The following is a 14,554-nucleotide window of genomic DNA, read 5'->3' on the forward strand; positions in this document are numbered from 1 at the left end:
CACAGAAAGCTTGCCCGATGAAATTCTTTGTTGATACCGCCGAAATCGACGCCATTGCCGAACTCAACGATCTGGGAATGGTCGACGGCGTCACCACCAACCCATCTCTGATCCTGAAATCAGGCCGCGACATTGTCGAAGTTACGAAAGAAATCTGCGATCTTGTTGACGGTCCAGTTTCTGCCGAGGTGGTCGCCACCGACGCCGAGGCGATGATCGCCGAAGGGCGCAAACTGGCGAAAATTGCTGACAATATTGCCGTAAAGGTTCCGCTCACATGGGACGGGCTGAAAGCGTGCAACGTGCTGAGCGATGAAGGCAACATGGTTAATGTTACGCTGTGTTTCTCAGCCAATCAGGCGATTCTGGCCGCCAAGGCCGGGGCGACCTTCATTTCGCCCTTTGTCGGGCGCCTGGACGACATCAATCTTGACGGGATGGAACTGATCTCGGACATCCGCACGATTTATGACAATTACGGCTTTGAAACCCAGATTCTCGCCGCCTCGATCCGCAGCGTAAACCACGTCACCGAAAGCGCGCTTATCGGTGCCGACGTTATCACTGCGCCGCCCGAAATCATCAAGAAAATGGCTGACCATGCGCTGACCGACAAAGGTTTGGACGCCTTCCTGAAAGACTGGAAAAAGACCGGACAGAATATCCTGTAAACGTAGTTTCTGTCGGGTCCGATTTTTCGGGCGAAACCCATAATGGCTGTGATACAAGACCATCCAAAACAGCAAGAGGCCGTGAATGAGCAGTAGCCCGAAATTCAACGATACCTTACGCAAGGCGATACTCGCCAAGCCCGATGCGATACTTGACGATCAAGACGTGATGCACGCCCTGATTGCCGCCAATGAAAAGGCGATGGGCAGCAATATCATCGACCTGCGGGGCATCGCAATGGAGCGTCTTGAGGCGCGGCTGGACCGCCTCGAAGATACCCATCGGTCGGTGATCGCTGCCGCCTATGACAATCTGGCAGGCACCAATCAGATTCACCGGGCCATCCTGCGCATGTTGGACCCCCTGGAGTTCGAGGATTTCCTGGGCAATCTGCGCGGTGAAGTCGCCGACATCCTGAACGTCGATGCGGTCACGCTGGCGCTGGAATCAGCGCAGAACGACAGCGATCCGGTGGTCGAGCATCTGGGCGGCGCGCTGACCGTGGTCGAACCCGGGTTTATCAACAGCTATCTTGCCAATGGCCGCAGCGGCACCAATCGTCAGGTAACTCTGCGCCCGGTACACGGTGCCAATGAGCGGATGCACGGCCCGGCCTCTGGCCGCATCGGGTCCGAGGCCTGCCTCAGACTTGATTTTGGTCCGGGTCGTCTGCCCGGACTGCTCGTGATGGGGTCCGAAGATCCGGAACAGTTCATGCCGCAACAGGGCACCGATTTGCTGGGTTTCTTCGCCGGCGTTTTCGAGCGCTCAATGCGGCACTGGCTGTCTTGATCCTGATCTCGCCGGCCTGCCGCGACGCGCTCCAGCGCTGGCTGGAGGGCCAGCGCGCACTTGCCGGGGCGGCCGAGAACACGCTGACCGCCTATCACGGCGACGTGGTCGATTTTCTGGCCTTCATGACCGTCCACAAAGGACAGTCACAGGGGCTTGGTGCCCTGGAGCGGATCACCGTTGCGGATATGCGCGCCTGGATGGCCCGCGCGCGCTCTGATAAGATTTCTTCGCGCTCGCTGGCGCGCAAACTCTCGGCGGTAAAATCCTTTTATCGTTGGCTGGCGGCGCGGGAAGGGTTCGAACCCACCGCGGTTCTCTCCACCCGGGCGCCAAAATTCGAACGAAAGTTGCCCCGCCCCCTCAGCGAGGATGCCGCACAGGCGGTGATTGACACCGTCCAACTGCAAGCCCGCCACCCTTGGGTTGCAGCGCGCGATGTCGCAGTGGTGACCCTGCTCTGGGGCTGCGGCCTGCGCATCTCCGAGGCATTGGGGCTGACGGCCGCCGATGTCCCCTTACCTGCTACCTTGCGCATCACCGGCAAGGGCGGCAAGGAACGGATCATACCGGTGCTCCCGGTCGCGCGCGATGCCGTTGGCACCTATCTCGACCTATGCCCGCACCCAATGCGCGCCGCCGACCCATTGTTTCGCGGTGTACGCGGTGGTCGGCTCTCGCCGCGGATCATTCAAAGCACCATGGCCGAGGCGCGGATGCAGCTTGGCCTGCCCGCCACCGCCACGCCCCATGCTCTGCGCCACAGTTTCGCGACTCATCTGCTCGCCGCCGGTGGCGACCTGCGCGCAATCCAGGAACTGCTGGGCCACGCCTCGCTGTCGACGACCCAAACCTACACCGCCGTCGACACCGCCCGCCTGATGGAGATTTATGACCGCACCCACCCCAAAGCGTGACATTCCGGCTTCTTTCTGGTTGAAAAACACCCCCGCCGGAGGCTCCACCCCCCGCGACGCGCATATCCGATTGCACTTTTCAGAAAACCCGACCAATGACAGGCACATGACAGCCCAGCTCAAAGCTCTTGCCACCCACCTGTTGACCGCAACTGGCGCCGTTTTCGCGATGCTCGCGATGCTGGCCGCGTCCGATGAGAAATGGGGGCTGATGTTCCTATGGCTGATCGTCGCCTTTGCCGTTGATGGCGCCGATGGCCCATTGGCCCGCCGCTACCACGTCAAACGCAATGCGCCGGCCTTCGATGGCGAGTTGATGGACCTGATCATCGACTATCTGACCTATGTGTTCATTCCCGCCTTTGCCCTGTTCAAGTCCGGTCTGATGGACGGCTGGACCGGCTGGGTTGCGATCATTGTCATCACCTTCGCCAGCGTGATGTATTTCTCGGACACACGGATGAAGACCAAGGACAATTCCTTCAACGGCTTCCCGGGGTGCTGGAACATGTTCATACTGGTGGTCTTCGCGCTTGAGCCGAATTTCTGGGTCACTCTGGCCCTAGTCACCGGGTTGTCGGTGGCGATGTTCCTGCCGCTGAAATTCATCCACCCTGTGCGCACGGTCCGCTGGCGCGCCCTGTCCCTGCCCATCGCCATCGCCTGGACCTTTTTCGCGGGCTGGGCGGCGTGGGTCGATTTCCACCCCGAAAGCTGGGCGCATTGGGGGCTGGTGGTGACCAGCCTCTATCTGGCCTTTGCCGGCATCGTGCAACAGCTGATTCCGGAATCCTGAGCGCGTCCCGACCTAGATCACATCTTCAAGCGTGTAGGTCCGCCCATTGTGGCTAAAGCTATCGCCGGCTTTTAGCCCCTCGATTACACGATAGATCGGGCTTTGCGTCGAGATCCCCATATAGGTCTTGCCACCACAGTCGAATTTCGACGTCGACGTGATAACCACGAAATTGCGGCCATTGAACGACACCACCGCCCCCGGACCGACAGTGTCGGTCGGGCTGAAATCGGTGTTTTCAATGGCGTCGATCTTGGCTTGGTGGGTATAGACCGGCGCATCAAAGGCGGCCGCCAGATCGGCGCTTTCACGGGCGTCGGCCATCTCGTCCTTGTCGTGGCTTTCGCGGCGATCCATCACCGCATCCTTGAGGAAGCTTTCGTAATGCGATTTGGCGGCGGCCAGCGCCTCTTCTTCCAGAGACAGCAATCTGTCACGGACAGATTGCTTGATTGCGGCACGATCTTGCGAATCTGACAATGGTCGTCTCCTTGCGGCCCGATGTTTCCATCAGCGTGATCCGCATCGCGCGCGATTGCAATTGGTTTTGACGCACAAGCGGCTATATCCGCGTCAACACCATACCGAAAACGATCATTCCCGCGGCCAGCGCCTTGGGCGCATCCATGCGGTCGCGAAACAGCAGCCAGCCGATCAGCACCGCAAACAGGATCGAGCTTTCGCGCAGCGCCGCCACCAATGCGATAGGGGCCTCGGTCATGGCCCAAACAGCGATTGCATAGGCGCCGTAAGACGCTGCGGCCGCAGCCGTCCCCCGCCCCCATTCACCGCGCGAGCGCGGCAGCACCGCCCGGCCCCCCATCCACAGGCTGATCGGCAAATAGAACAGCGCGTTCAACACGAACAGCCAGGCGACATATTGTGTTGGATCCCCCGCCGCCCGTGCGCCCAAGCCATCGACCAGGGAATAGCCCGCCGTCATCAGCGCCGAGCCGAAGGCCAGCGGCACCAATCTCCGGCTTTCATTGTTGCGAAACGCCCCCTGCGCCATAATCGCCACACCAAGGCCAAGCACGAAGATGCCGAAATATTCAAACGGCGCGATCCGGTCGAGCAGCACGGCGGCACTGATCAATGTGACGATCATCGGTGCCGCACCGCGCGCGATGGGATAAACTCGGCTCAGATCGCCTTGCTCATAGGCGCGCCCCAGAAACAGGATGTAAAAGGTGTGAAACAGCCCCGAGCCGAGCAACCACAGCCAGACCTCGCCGGCAGGCCACGGCTGCGTGGAGGCGATGAGGGCGCCCATCACGCCCTGCACCAGAACCAATGTTAAAGCGCCGTTCGCCTTGGAACGCGCTCCCTTGATCAGCGCGTTCCATGCTGCATGAAGAAAAGCCGCTAAGACAACGGAACCAAATACAAAAACTGACATTAAACTGTCCCAGATCGCGTTCGCGCGGTCGCATTGTGCCTATCTATCGCGCCACTTAGAAAAGATCAGCGACCCAGCAGTAGAGGCTCAGTCCAATGCCTCCTCACAGCGCCCGCAAACACCTTCATGCGCGTGACTGCCCACGTCCGGCAGGATCTTCCAGCAGCGCTGACATTTCTGCCCTTCGGCCTTTTCGAACACAACGCCCACACCGTCCACCTCGGGCATGCGAAACGCTTCGGCCGGGCTGGGGTCGGCGGTCAGGGACAGATCCGAGGTGATGCAGATATCGTCGAAATTAACCGATTTCAGCGCCGCCAGCATCTCCGCGTCCTGTACATGCACAACCGGGGCCGCTTCCAGACTGGCACCGATCACCTTGTCCACGCGCTGCACTTCCAGCGCCGAGGTCACCACTCGGCGGGCCCGACGGATTGCGGCCCATTTCTCGGCCAATGGCTCATCGCGCCAGTCGGCAGGGGTGTCCGGCATATCGGTCAGATGCACCGAACTATCGTCGCCGGGGAACCGCTCCAACCAGACTTCTTCCATGGTGAACACCAGAATTGGTGCCAGCCAGCCAGTCAGGCGGTGGAACAGGATATCCAGCACCGTGCGCGCGGCGCGGCGGCGCGGCGTGTCGCCGTCGCAATACAGGGCATCCTTGCGGATATCGAAATAGAAGGCCGACAGGTCCAGCGTGGCAAAGTTAAACACTTTCTGGAACACGCCTTGGAAATCATAGGCTTCATAGCCCTCGCGGACAGCCTGATCCAGTTCGGACAAGCGATGCAAGACCCAGCGCTCCAGTTCCGGCATGTCGGCGGGTTCGACCCGGTCGCCTTCACTGAAATCCGCCAATGAGCCCAGCATGAACCGGATTGTGTTGCGCAAGCGCCGATAGCTGTCGGCCACACCTTTCAGGATTTCCGGCCCGATGCGGTGGTCGTGAACGTAATCGGTCTGCGCCACCCAAAGCCGCAAGATATCGGCCCCGTACTGCTTGACCACCTGTTCCGGTTCAATGGTGTTGCCGAGCGATTTGGACATCTTGTTGCCCTTCTCGTCCAGCGTGAAGGCATGGGTCACAACACCGCGATAAGGGGCGCGCCCGATCGTGCCGCAAGCCTGCAACATCGAAGAATGGAACCAGCCGCGATGCTGGTCGGTGCCTTCCAGATACAGATCGGCCAACCCGTCATCACTGCCGTCTTGGCGGTCGCGCAGCACGAAGGCATGGGTCGACCCGGAATCGAACCACACGTCAAGAATATCGAAAACCTGATCGTAGTCTTCGGGATTGACGACACCGCCAAGGAACCGTTCTTTCGCGCCGTCCTGATACCACGCATCCGCACCTTCGGCCTCAAAGGCGTCAAGGATACGGGCGTTGACCTCGGCGTTGCGCAGCAGGAATTCCGGGTCGGTTGGCAGCGCGCCCTTTTTCGTGAAACAGGTCAGCGGCACGCCCCAAGCGCGTTGCCGGCTCAGCACCCAATCGGGGCGCGATTTGATCATCGAATAGAGCCGGTTGCGCCCGGTTTTGGGCGTCCAGGTCACCAGTTCGTCTATGCTGGTCAACGCCCGTTCGCGGATCGTCGTGCCATAGCTGTCCTGCCCGTCTTCCACGTCGCGGTCGATGGCGGCAAACCATTGCGGCGTGTTGCGATAGATCACCGGCGCCTTGGACCGCCAGCTATGGGGATAGGAGTGTTTGATCTTGCCTCGTGCGAGCAAGCCGCCCACGTCGGCCAGTTTGTCGATCACCGCCTTGTTGGCGTCACCCTCCTTGCCGTTCGGCTTGAGAATCCGTTTGCCGCCGAACAGCGGCAGGTCTTCGCGGAACGAGCCGTCATCCATCACATTGTAGGTCAGCACTTCGGTCAGCATACCCGCGTCGCGATAAAGCTCGTATTCGTCCATCCCATGGCTGGGCGCGCAATGCACGAATCCGGTGCCGTCCTCGTCAGTGACGAAAGGCGCGGCGCGGAAATCGCGCGGCTGGTCCCATTCGCCTTGCCCGCCTTCGATCCCGGCGAAGGGATGGCGCACTTTCAGCGCCGAAAGATCTCCGGCATCGCCAAGACGCTCATAGGCATCAACCCGCGCTTTGGCGAAGCAATCCGCGGCCAGCTTGTCGGCCAGCAACAGCTTGTCACCGGGCTTCACCCAATTGTCCTCGGGTGCTTCCGTTACCTGATACAGGCCATAGGCGATGTCGGGATGATAAACGACGCCCTTGTTGCTGGGTATTGTCCAAGGGGTGGTGGTCCAGATCACCACATCGGCACCATCAAGCGGCGTGCCCTCGGCACCCGCGACCGGAAAGCGCACCCAGATCGCGAAGCTTTCCTTATCGTGATATTCGACCTCGGCCTCGGCCAGTGCGGTCTTTTCGATCGGCGACCACATCACCGGCTTGCTGCCCTGATACAGCACGCCGTTCATCAGGAATTTCTGGAACTCTTCGGCGATCACCCGTTCGGCGTGGAAATCCATCGTCAGATAGGGATCGGCCCAATTTCCGGTCACGCCAAGACGCTTGAATTCATCCCGCTGGACGCCGATCCAATGGCTGGCAAAGTCGCGGCATTCCTTGCGGAATTCGATCACCGGCACCTGATCCTTGTCGCGGCCCTTGTCGCGATATTTCTCTTCGATCTTCCACTCGATCGGCAGGCCGTGACAATCCCAACCGGGGATATAGCGCGCATCCCGCCCCATCATCTGCTGGCTGCGCACGATGAAATCCTTGAGGATCTTGTTCAGGGCATGGCCGATATGCAGGTTGCCATTGGCATAGGGCGGGCCGTCATGCAGCGTGAACGGAGCACGCCCTTCAGCCCGGTCGCGCAGCTGGTCATAGATGCCGATCCGCTCCCAACGGGCCAGCCAGTCCGGTTCCCGTTTTGGCAGACCCGCCCGCATCGGAAACGCGGTTTTTGGCAGGTTCAGGGTGGCTTTGTAGTCAACTGCTGGGGTGGTCGTATCTGCGCACATGGTTGGCGTCCTTTGGATAGGCAATGTCGGAGATGGTGGTCGGTGCGATGGCTCAAACACCTTGTCCCGGCGGCTCGGAAGATCAGAGCGCCGGGGTCGTAATTCGAAGAATGCCAAGGCTTGCGTGACGCATGGGTCGGGTTATAGGCGCAGGCAAGCGCGGGGTAAAGACCGACTCTGTGCGCCCTGTTTCCCGATGCGTCTGTGCCGTCTCACCTGTTGGCCAAAACCCACATCCGCGAATCGATCACCCGGCCTTGTTCGACACTAGCCCCGCCAGTGCGCGGCGGATAATGGCACGGACCGCAGGGCGTTTTTGCCCGGCAAACGGCAGTGGGCGACAGACCTCGATTGCGGCGACACCGACGCGGGCGCTCAGCGCGCCATTGACCAGCCCCTCGCCAAAGCGCCGCGACAATTTGCTGAGCAGCGAGCCGCCCAGGGCCGGTTCCAGGAAATCATCGGTAACCGCGATCGCGCCGGTGGCAACCAGATGCGCAAATACCGCGCGCGTCAGGCGCCAACTGCCGATCAATCCCGATCGCCCGCCATAAATCGCCGCGACCCGGCGGATCATGCGCAAATTGGCCACCAAGGCGACGGTCACATCCGCCAGCGCCAGCGGCACCAGCGCCGTGACGATGGCGACCTGCCGCGCGGCGGCTTCGACCTCGCGGCGGGCGGCAGCATCAAGCGGGGCCAGCAACTCGGCCTCGACCAGCGCCAACAGGCCAGCGGCATCGAACTGTTCGTCGGCACGTTCAGCAAGCCGCTCACGGCCCCAACGCGTTTCTTCGCGGCCTTTGTAGAACGCGGTCAGGCGCTCGGTCAGCTCCCGCGCAGCCGTTAGGTCTTCTTGCGCCAACGCGGTGTCAGCGGCCCGGTGCAGGCTGTCGAGCCGGGTCAATCGCCCGATCGCGACGATCTCGCGCAGGATGATCAGCGCCACCACCAGCGCCAGCGCCGCAAGTGCCACGGCCACTGCCCCGCCCAGCAGCGGCATCCGCGCCAGCAATGACATGGCGAAATCCCACGCAGTGACCGAAACCGCCGCCGTGACCACAGCCCCCGCCAAGGTCCAGAACCAGCGCGCCAAACGCGAAGGACGCCGGGCGGCAAGCCGAGCCGCGATCTGCATCGCCTGTCCGTTTAGCGCGGGTTCCGACAGGTCCGGCACCGGTGGCGCGGCGGCAACGTCGGCTTGCGGTTCGGCGCTACCTTCAAGGTCGATCAGGATCGGGCCTTTGGTCATGCCATTACCTCCGTGCGCCAGACGAAATGGACATCGGGAAGGTTTTCATCATTCGCTGACCCATCGCCGCGTGCGACCTCTTTGAAACCGGCAAGGCGGTAAAAGCGCTTCGCGGTGGCATTGTGCTGCGCAACCCGTAATTCCAGACGTTCGGCGCGCGTTTTGGCATGATCAATCAGCAGCCTGCCCACCCCCTGCCCGCGCGCTGTCCGGTCAAGATAGAGCCCGTGGATATACTCTCGCTCCAGCGCCAGAAACCCGATCACCGTGCTGTTTCGCTCCGCAACCGTGATCAAGCCCCGATCACTCATCATACTGCAAAACGCGATGGTTTGCGCTTCTGAATAGAGATCAGGCATCCAGTCCGTCTGATCTTGAAAGTCCCACAGGATCGCGCCCAATGCGCCCGCATCCAAAGGCCGCGCACCGCGCAATATGATATCAGTGCCCCCGCTCACAGTCGATCACCGATCAGGAACTGGGCGGCGCGGTCAAGCCGGATATGCGGCGGCCCCTCACCCGGTTTCAGGGTCAGCCGCGCGGGTGCAAAATTCATCACCTGATAGTCGGCATCCAGCCAATGTGGGGCCCCAGCCCGCGCCGGTCCCAGCAACTGCCCCGGATCTTCGGGCAAGGTGCCGGGATGAAACGCCGCCTGCCGGCCACTGTCGAGCAATGTGCCGCGCACGCAGTTCACCGCGCGCCCGTCATGGGTGCGCACCTCTTCGGTTGTGGCCCGCAACGAGGCAATGGCCATCGCTTCGGTCTTGGCCCCGGCAAAGCGGGCGCGCTCGCGGGCCTGCTGCATCAAGGCCTCGATGATGGCGGCCAGTCGCGCGTGCTGCGTATGGTGCAGATGGTCGGCCTTGGTCGCGGCGAACAGGATTTTTTCGACCCGCTGACCCCGCAGCAACCGCGTCAGCAGGGCATTGCGACCGGGGCGGAACGCGCCAAGAATATCGGCCATGGCAGCGCGCATATCCTCGACCGCGGGCGGCCCCTTATGGATCGCACCCAGCGCATCGACCAGCACGACCTGCCGATCAATGCGGGCGAAATGGTCGCGAAAAAACGGCTTGACCACCTGCGCCTTATAGGCTTCGAAGCGCCGCTCCATCTCGCGCCAGAGCGACCGTCGCGGCGCGCGCGCGGGTTCGGGGAGAGGCGCGAAGGTCAAGACCGGTGATCCCGCGAGATCGCCCGGCAACAAGAACCGCCCCGGCGTGCAGTCATATCGCCCGGCATCGCGGGCGGCGCGCAGATAAGCGGTAAAGCCATGGGCCAGCGTCTGCGCCTCGGTTTCTTGCAGCGTTTTGGTACTGTCCTGACGCCGTGCCAGCGCAACGAAATCAGCTGCTTCATCGCGCGTTGCAATCCGTGCCAGAGTCTCAGCGGACCATTCCGCATAGGATTTTTCAAGCAGGACCAAATCCAGCAGCCACTCGCCGGGGTAGTCCACGATATCCAGATGCACCACCCGCGGCCCCTGCAAGCCCGATAGCAACCCCGAAGGGCGCACCCGCAGCGAGAGGCGTAACTGGCTGATCGCGCGGGTGCTTTCGGGCCAGTGCGGCGGACGCCCCGTGAGCGCGGTCAGATGGGTTTCATAGTCAAATCGCGGCACGGTGTCGTCAGGCTGCGGTTGCAGGAAGGCCGCCTCGATCCGGCCCTCTTGCGCGGCAACCAGCCCCGGCATGCGGCCCCGGTCGATCAGATTGGCCACAAGTGACGTAATGAAAACGGTCTTTCCCGAGCGCGCAAGCCCGGTCACGCCCAGCCGGACCACCGGCTCGAACAGGGTTTCCGACACCCTGTCGCCCACTGTTTCGATCCCGCGCACCACCGTGTCGGCAAATGTTGTAATGACCAATTCGCCGCCCCTTCGCGTGCCTTTGGACTCAAGATAAGGTTCACGGCGGCGGGATGCCAGTATCAAGGAGCTTGCCCCGCTTTCCGCAGCGCGCTACCAGCCAAAACCATGTTCCGCTATGCCCTCAAAATCGAATATAACGGCGCTCCCTTTGCCGGTTGGCAGCGCCAGAAGGACCAGCCCTCGGTTCAGGCAGCCATCGAATCTGCGCTGGCGCGGCTGGAACCGGGGCCACATACCATCGCCGCCGCCGGGCGCACCGATGCCGGGGTTCACGCTTTGGGCCAAGTCGCCCATTGTGATCTGACCCGCGACTGGGATCCGTTCCGCCTTTCCGAGGCGCTCAATCACCACCTGAAACCTGCGCCAGTCGCTATTGTCGCCTGTGTGCGCGTGGCAAATGATTGGCACGCGCGTTTCTCAGCGATCGAACGACGCTATCTGTTTCGTATCCTGATGCGCCGCGCCCCTGCCACCCATGATCGCGGTCAGGTCTGGCAAGTCGCGCACGAACTTGATGCCGCAGCGATGCAGGAAGGCGCGGATTTCCTGCTTGGTCGCCATGATTTCACCACCTTTCGCGCGTCCATCTGTCAGGCGGCCAGCCCGGTCAAGACGCTGGATGAACTGCGCATCGAGCGCTTCGAAGGGCTCTCTGGTCCCGAGATTCATTTCCATCTCCGTGCCCGCTCGTTCCTGCACAATCAGGTGCGCAGCTTCGTCGGCACTCTGGAACGAGTCGGTGCCGGTGCATGGAAACCGCACGATGTCCAAAAGGCGCTCACCGCATGTGACCGCGCGGCCTGCGGGCCGGTTTGCCCGCCCCATGGGTTGTACCTCGCCGCCGCAACCTATCCCGACGACCCTTTTGCATAAGGCATATGGCACAAGGCCTGCGCGACGAAGCCGATCTCCCCTAGCAAACTGGTCAATCGCGGGTTGTGGCGGGCCAAAGCCCGCCACAGTCGTGTCACTCTGCCGCTTCGGCATAATCCTCCATCGGCGGGCAAGAACAAACCAGATTGCGGTCGCCATAGGCATTGTCGACCCGGTTCACCGGCGGCCAATATTTGTCGACCCGGAACGCCCCCGGAGGGAAACAGCCCTGTTCGCGCGAATAGGGGCGATCCCATTCCCGGACCAGATCTTCCATCGTGTGCGGCGCGTTTTTCAGCGGGTTGTTCTCGCGGTCCATTTCACCAGTCTCGATGGCGCGAATTTCCTCGCGGATCGCCAGCATCGCATCACAGAACCGGTCGATCTCGGCCTTGGTCTCGCTTTCCGTCGGCTCGATCATCAGGGTCCCGGCCACCGGCCAGCTCATGGTTGGCGCGTGAAATCCGTTGTCGATCAAGCGCTTGGCGATGTCGTCCACGGTCACATTGGCGCTCTCTGCGAAGGGCCGGGTGTCGAGAATACATTCATGAGCCACACGACCTGTGCGCCCCTTGTAAAGCACGTCATAGGCCCCTTCCAGCCGACGCGCGATATAGTTGGCGCTGAGGATCGCGACGCGGGACGCCTGAGTCAGCCCGTCACCTCCCATCAGCAGACAATAGGCCCAGGAAATCGCCAGAATCGACGCACTGCCATAGGGCGCTGCCGAGACCGGCCCTTGCTCTGAATCGGTTTCCGGATGGCCGGGCAGATGTTCGATCAGATGTTTCTTGACGCCGATCGGCCCCATGCCCGGTCCGCCGCCGCCATGAGGAATGGCGAAGGTCTTGTGCAGATTCAGGTGGCTGACATCGCCGCCCAAATCGCCGGGGCGGCCCAGACCGACCATCGCGTTCATATTGGCACCGTCGATATAGACCTGCCCGCCATGTTCATGGGTGATCTCGCAAACCTCGTGCACGGTCTCTTCGAACACGCCATGGGTGCTGGGATAGGTGATCATACAGGCGGCCAGAGCGTCGGAATATTTTTCCGCCTTGGCGCGGAAATCCTGCAGGTCGATATCGCCATTCTCGGCCGTGCGCACCGGCACCACCTTCCAGCCCACCATCTGCGCGCTGGCGGGATTGGTGCCATGGGCAGAATTGGGAATCAGGCAGATATTGCGATGTCCCTGCCGGTTGGCGCGATGCCATGACGCAATGGCCAAAAGCCCGGCATATTCGCCTTGTGCCCCCGAGTTGGGCTGCAGGGACATCGCGTCATAACCGGTGATCGCACAGAGCTTGGCTGACAGATCTTCGATCAGCTCGTGATAGCCCTGCGCCTGATCGCGCGGCGCGAATGGATGCAAATTGGCAAACTCGCGCCAACTGATGGGCATCATCTCGGCGGCCGCATTCAGCTTCATCGTGCAAGATCCCAAGGGAATCATCGCCCGATCCAAGGCCAGATCGCGATCCGCCAGACGGCGCATATAGCGCATCATCTCGGTTTCAGCGCGGTTCATGTGAAAGATTGGATGCGTCAGGTATTCGCTTGTTCTCATTAAGCTTTCTGGCAACCTGTATTCGGGCGAAAAGCCGTCATCCAGTCGCACGATGCCAAAGGCGCGCCACAGGGCTTCGATATCGGCGGGGCTGGTGCACTCATCCAGGCTGATGCCGACGCTTGTGTCCTTGACGCGACGCAGGTTGATCCCCTCGTCCACCGCCGATTTCATCACCGCCGCCTGCAGCGGGCCGACATCAACGGTGATGGTGTCAAAGAACCTGTCCGGTTCGACCACGAACCCTGCCTGTTCAAGCCCCTGAGCCAGACGCACCGTCTTGCGGTGGATCCGCTGAGCAATCGCCTTCAACCCTTTGGGGCCGTGGAAAACCGCATACATCCCCGCCATCACCGCCAGCAGCGCCTGCGCGGTGCAGACATTGCTTGTCGCTTTTTCGCGGCGGATATGCTGTTCACGGGTCTGCAAGCTCAGCCGATAGGCGCGATTGCCATGTGCATCGACAGAAACCCCGACCAGCCGCCCCGGCATCGAGCGGGCATATTGTTCGCGCGTTGCCATATAGGCGGCATGCGGCCCGCCATAGCCCATCGGCACACCAAATCGCTGGGTGCTGCCAACGGCAATATCTGCGCCCATTGCGCCGGGCTCTTTCAGCAGGGTCAGTGCCATGAGATCAGCCGCCACCACCCCGATCGCCTTGGCGCTGTGCAAGGCCGCGATCTGCTCGGTGAAATCACGCAGATGCCCATAGGTGCCGGGATACTGGAAGATCGCTCCAAATACGGCTTCGGCGTCCATTTCGTCCGGGTCACCAACGATCACCTTGATATCCAGTGGCTCGGCCCGGGTCTGGATCACCGCGATGGTCTGTGGATGACAGTCGCGGTCGACAAAAAACGCCCCGACCTTCGATTTGGAAATCCGTTGCGCCATGGTCATCGCCTCGGCCGCCGCTGTTGCTTCGTCCAGCAGCGAGGCATTGGCAATTTCCAGTCCGGTCAGATCGCTGACCATGGTCTGGAAATTCAGCAACGCCTCAAGCCGCCCCTGACTGATCTCGGGCTGATAGGGGGTATAGGCGGTGTACCAAGCCGGGTTTTCGAGAATATTGCGCTGAATCGCTGGCGGCGTCACCGTGCCGTAATAGCCTTGACCGATCATACTGGTCAGAACCCGGTTTTTACTCGCGGTCATGCGCATGTGATGCAGCAGGTCGCGTTCGGATTTGGCCTTGCCGAACTCTAGCGGCGTGTCCTGCCGGATCGCGCGGGGAACCGTATACTCGATCAACTCATCAAGGCTTTCGGCCCCCACAATCTCCAGCATCTTCGCCATCTCGTCCTCAGAAGGCCCGATATGGCGACGGTTGGCAAAATCATATGGCAGGTAGTCAGTCGGTTGAAACGGCATGGTTTGCCCCCATCTCATACAGCTATCAAGGCGGAG

At 61.4% G+C, this 14,554-nt stretch carries 12 protein-coding genes; 5 read left to right on the forward strand and 7 right to left on the reverse strand.

Annotation, left to right across the window (positions count from 1 at the left end; all coding sequences use genetic code 11):
• Window positions 1-17: 17 nt before the first annotated feature.
• The 4 genes from fsa (at window position 18) to JAO82_RS09840 (ending at window position 3,177) form a co-directional block, all read left to right on the forward strand.
• Window positions 18-671: a fructose-6-phosphate aldolase gene (gene fsa, locus JAO82_RS09825; protein ID WP_198686205.1), complete on the forward strand. Its 654-nt coding sequence runs from the start codon at window positions 18-20 to the stop codon at window positions 669-671.
• 85 nt (window positions 672-756) lie between these two features.
• Window positions 757-1,464 (forward strand): DUF484 family protein, encoded by a 708-nt coding sequence (locus JAO82_RS09830; protein ID WP_198686206.1) that lies wholly within the window; start codon window positions 757-759, stop codon window positions 1,462-1,464.
• Entirely contained in the window at window positions 1,461-2,381 is a 921-nt protein-coding gene (locus tag JAO82_RS09835) for a tyrosine recombinase XerC (protein ID WP_198686207.1), read from the forward strand. The genes JAO82_RS09830 and JAO82_RS09835 overlap by 4 nt, the downstream gene beginning before the upstream one ends.
• A 106-nt stretch (window positions 2,382-2,487) precedes the next feature.
• Window positions 2,488-3,177: a CDP-alcohol phosphatidyltransferase family protein gene (locus tag JAO82_RS09840; protein WP_198686208.1), complete on the forward strand. Its 690-nt coding sequence runs from the start codon at window positions 2,488-2,490 to the stop codon at window positions 3,175-3,177.
• Window positions 3,178-3,189: 12 nt separating this feature from the next.
• Here the strand turns inward: JAO82_RS09840 and JAO82_RS09845 are convergent, their stop codons facing one another.
• From JAO82_RS09845 to JAO82_RS09870, 6 genes are all read right to left on the reverse strand, one after another.
• The gene (locus JAO82_RS09845) at window positions 3,190-3,657 is read right to left on the reverse strand and encodes a hypothetical protein (protein ID WP_198686209.1); all 468 of its coding nucleotides are present in this window, start codon (window positions 3,655-3,657) and stop codon (window positions 3,190-3,192) included.
• An 82-nt stretch (window positions 3,658-3,739) separates the two neighbouring features.
• Window positions 3,740-4,576: a DMT family transporter gene (locus JAO82_RS09850; protein ID WP_198686210.1), complete on the reverse strand. Its 837-nt coding sequence runs from the start codon at window positions 4,574-4,576 to the stop codon at window positions 3,740-3,742.
• A gap of 87 nt (window positions 4,577-4,663) precedes the next feature.
• Window positions 4,664-7,576: an isoleucine--tRNA ligase gene (gene ileS, locus JAO82_RS09855; RefSeq protein ID WP_198686211.1), complete on the reverse strand. Its 2,913-nt coding sequence runs from the start codon at window positions 7,574-7,576 to the stop codon at window positions 4,664-4,666.
• A gap of 247 nt (window positions 7,577-7,823) precedes the next feature.
• On the reverse strand, window positions 7,824-8,828 hold the full coding sequence (locus JAO82_RS09860) for a YcjF family protein (protein ID WP_198686212.1): 1,005 nt from the start codon (window positions 8,826-8,828) through the stop codon (window positions 7,824-7,826).
• Complete coding sequence (locus JAO82_RS09865) at window positions 8,825-9,286, reverse strand: GNAT family N-acetyltransferase (RefSeq protein WP_332872516.1); 462 nt, start codon at window positions 9,284-9,286, stop codon at window positions 8,825-8,827. Before JAO82_RS09865 ends, JAO82_RS09860 begins: the two co-directional genes overlap by 4 nt.
• Window positions 9,283-10,698 (reverse strand): YcjX family GTP-binding protein, encoded by a 1,416-nt coding sequence (locus JAO82_RS09870; protein WP_198686213.1) that lies wholly within the window; start codon window positions 10,696-10,698, stop codon window positions 9,283-9,285. The genes JAO82_RS09865 and JAO82_RS09870 overlap by 4 nt, the downstream gene beginning before the upstream one ends.
• A gap of 108 nt (window positions 10,699-10,806) precedes the next feature.
• Here JAO82_RS09870 and truA point away from each other — a divergent pair, with 108 nt between their 5' ends.
• Complete coding sequence (truA, locus tag JAO82_RS09875) at window positions 10,807-11,574, forward strand: tRNA pseudouridine(38-40) synthase TruA (protein ID WP_198686214.1); 768 nt, start codon at window positions 10,807-10,809, stop codon at window positions 11,572-11,574.
• Between the two features lie 94 nt (window positions 11,575-11,668).
• On the opposite strand, the gene gcvP is transcribed toward truA, so the two are convergent.
• Window positions 11,669-14,518, reverse strand: a complete 2,850-nt coding sequence (gene gcvP, locus JAO82_RS09880) for an aminomethyl-transferring glycine dehydrogenase (protein ID WP_198686215.1) — start codon at window positions 14,516-14,518, stop codon at window positions 11,669-11,671.
• Window positions 14,519-14,554: the final 36 nt, after the last annotated feature.

Source organism: Pontibaca salina (genome assembly GCF_016307205.1).
GTDB lineage: Bacteria > Pseudomonadota > Alphaproteobacteria > Rhodobacterales > Rhodobacteraceae > Pontibaca > Pontibaca salina.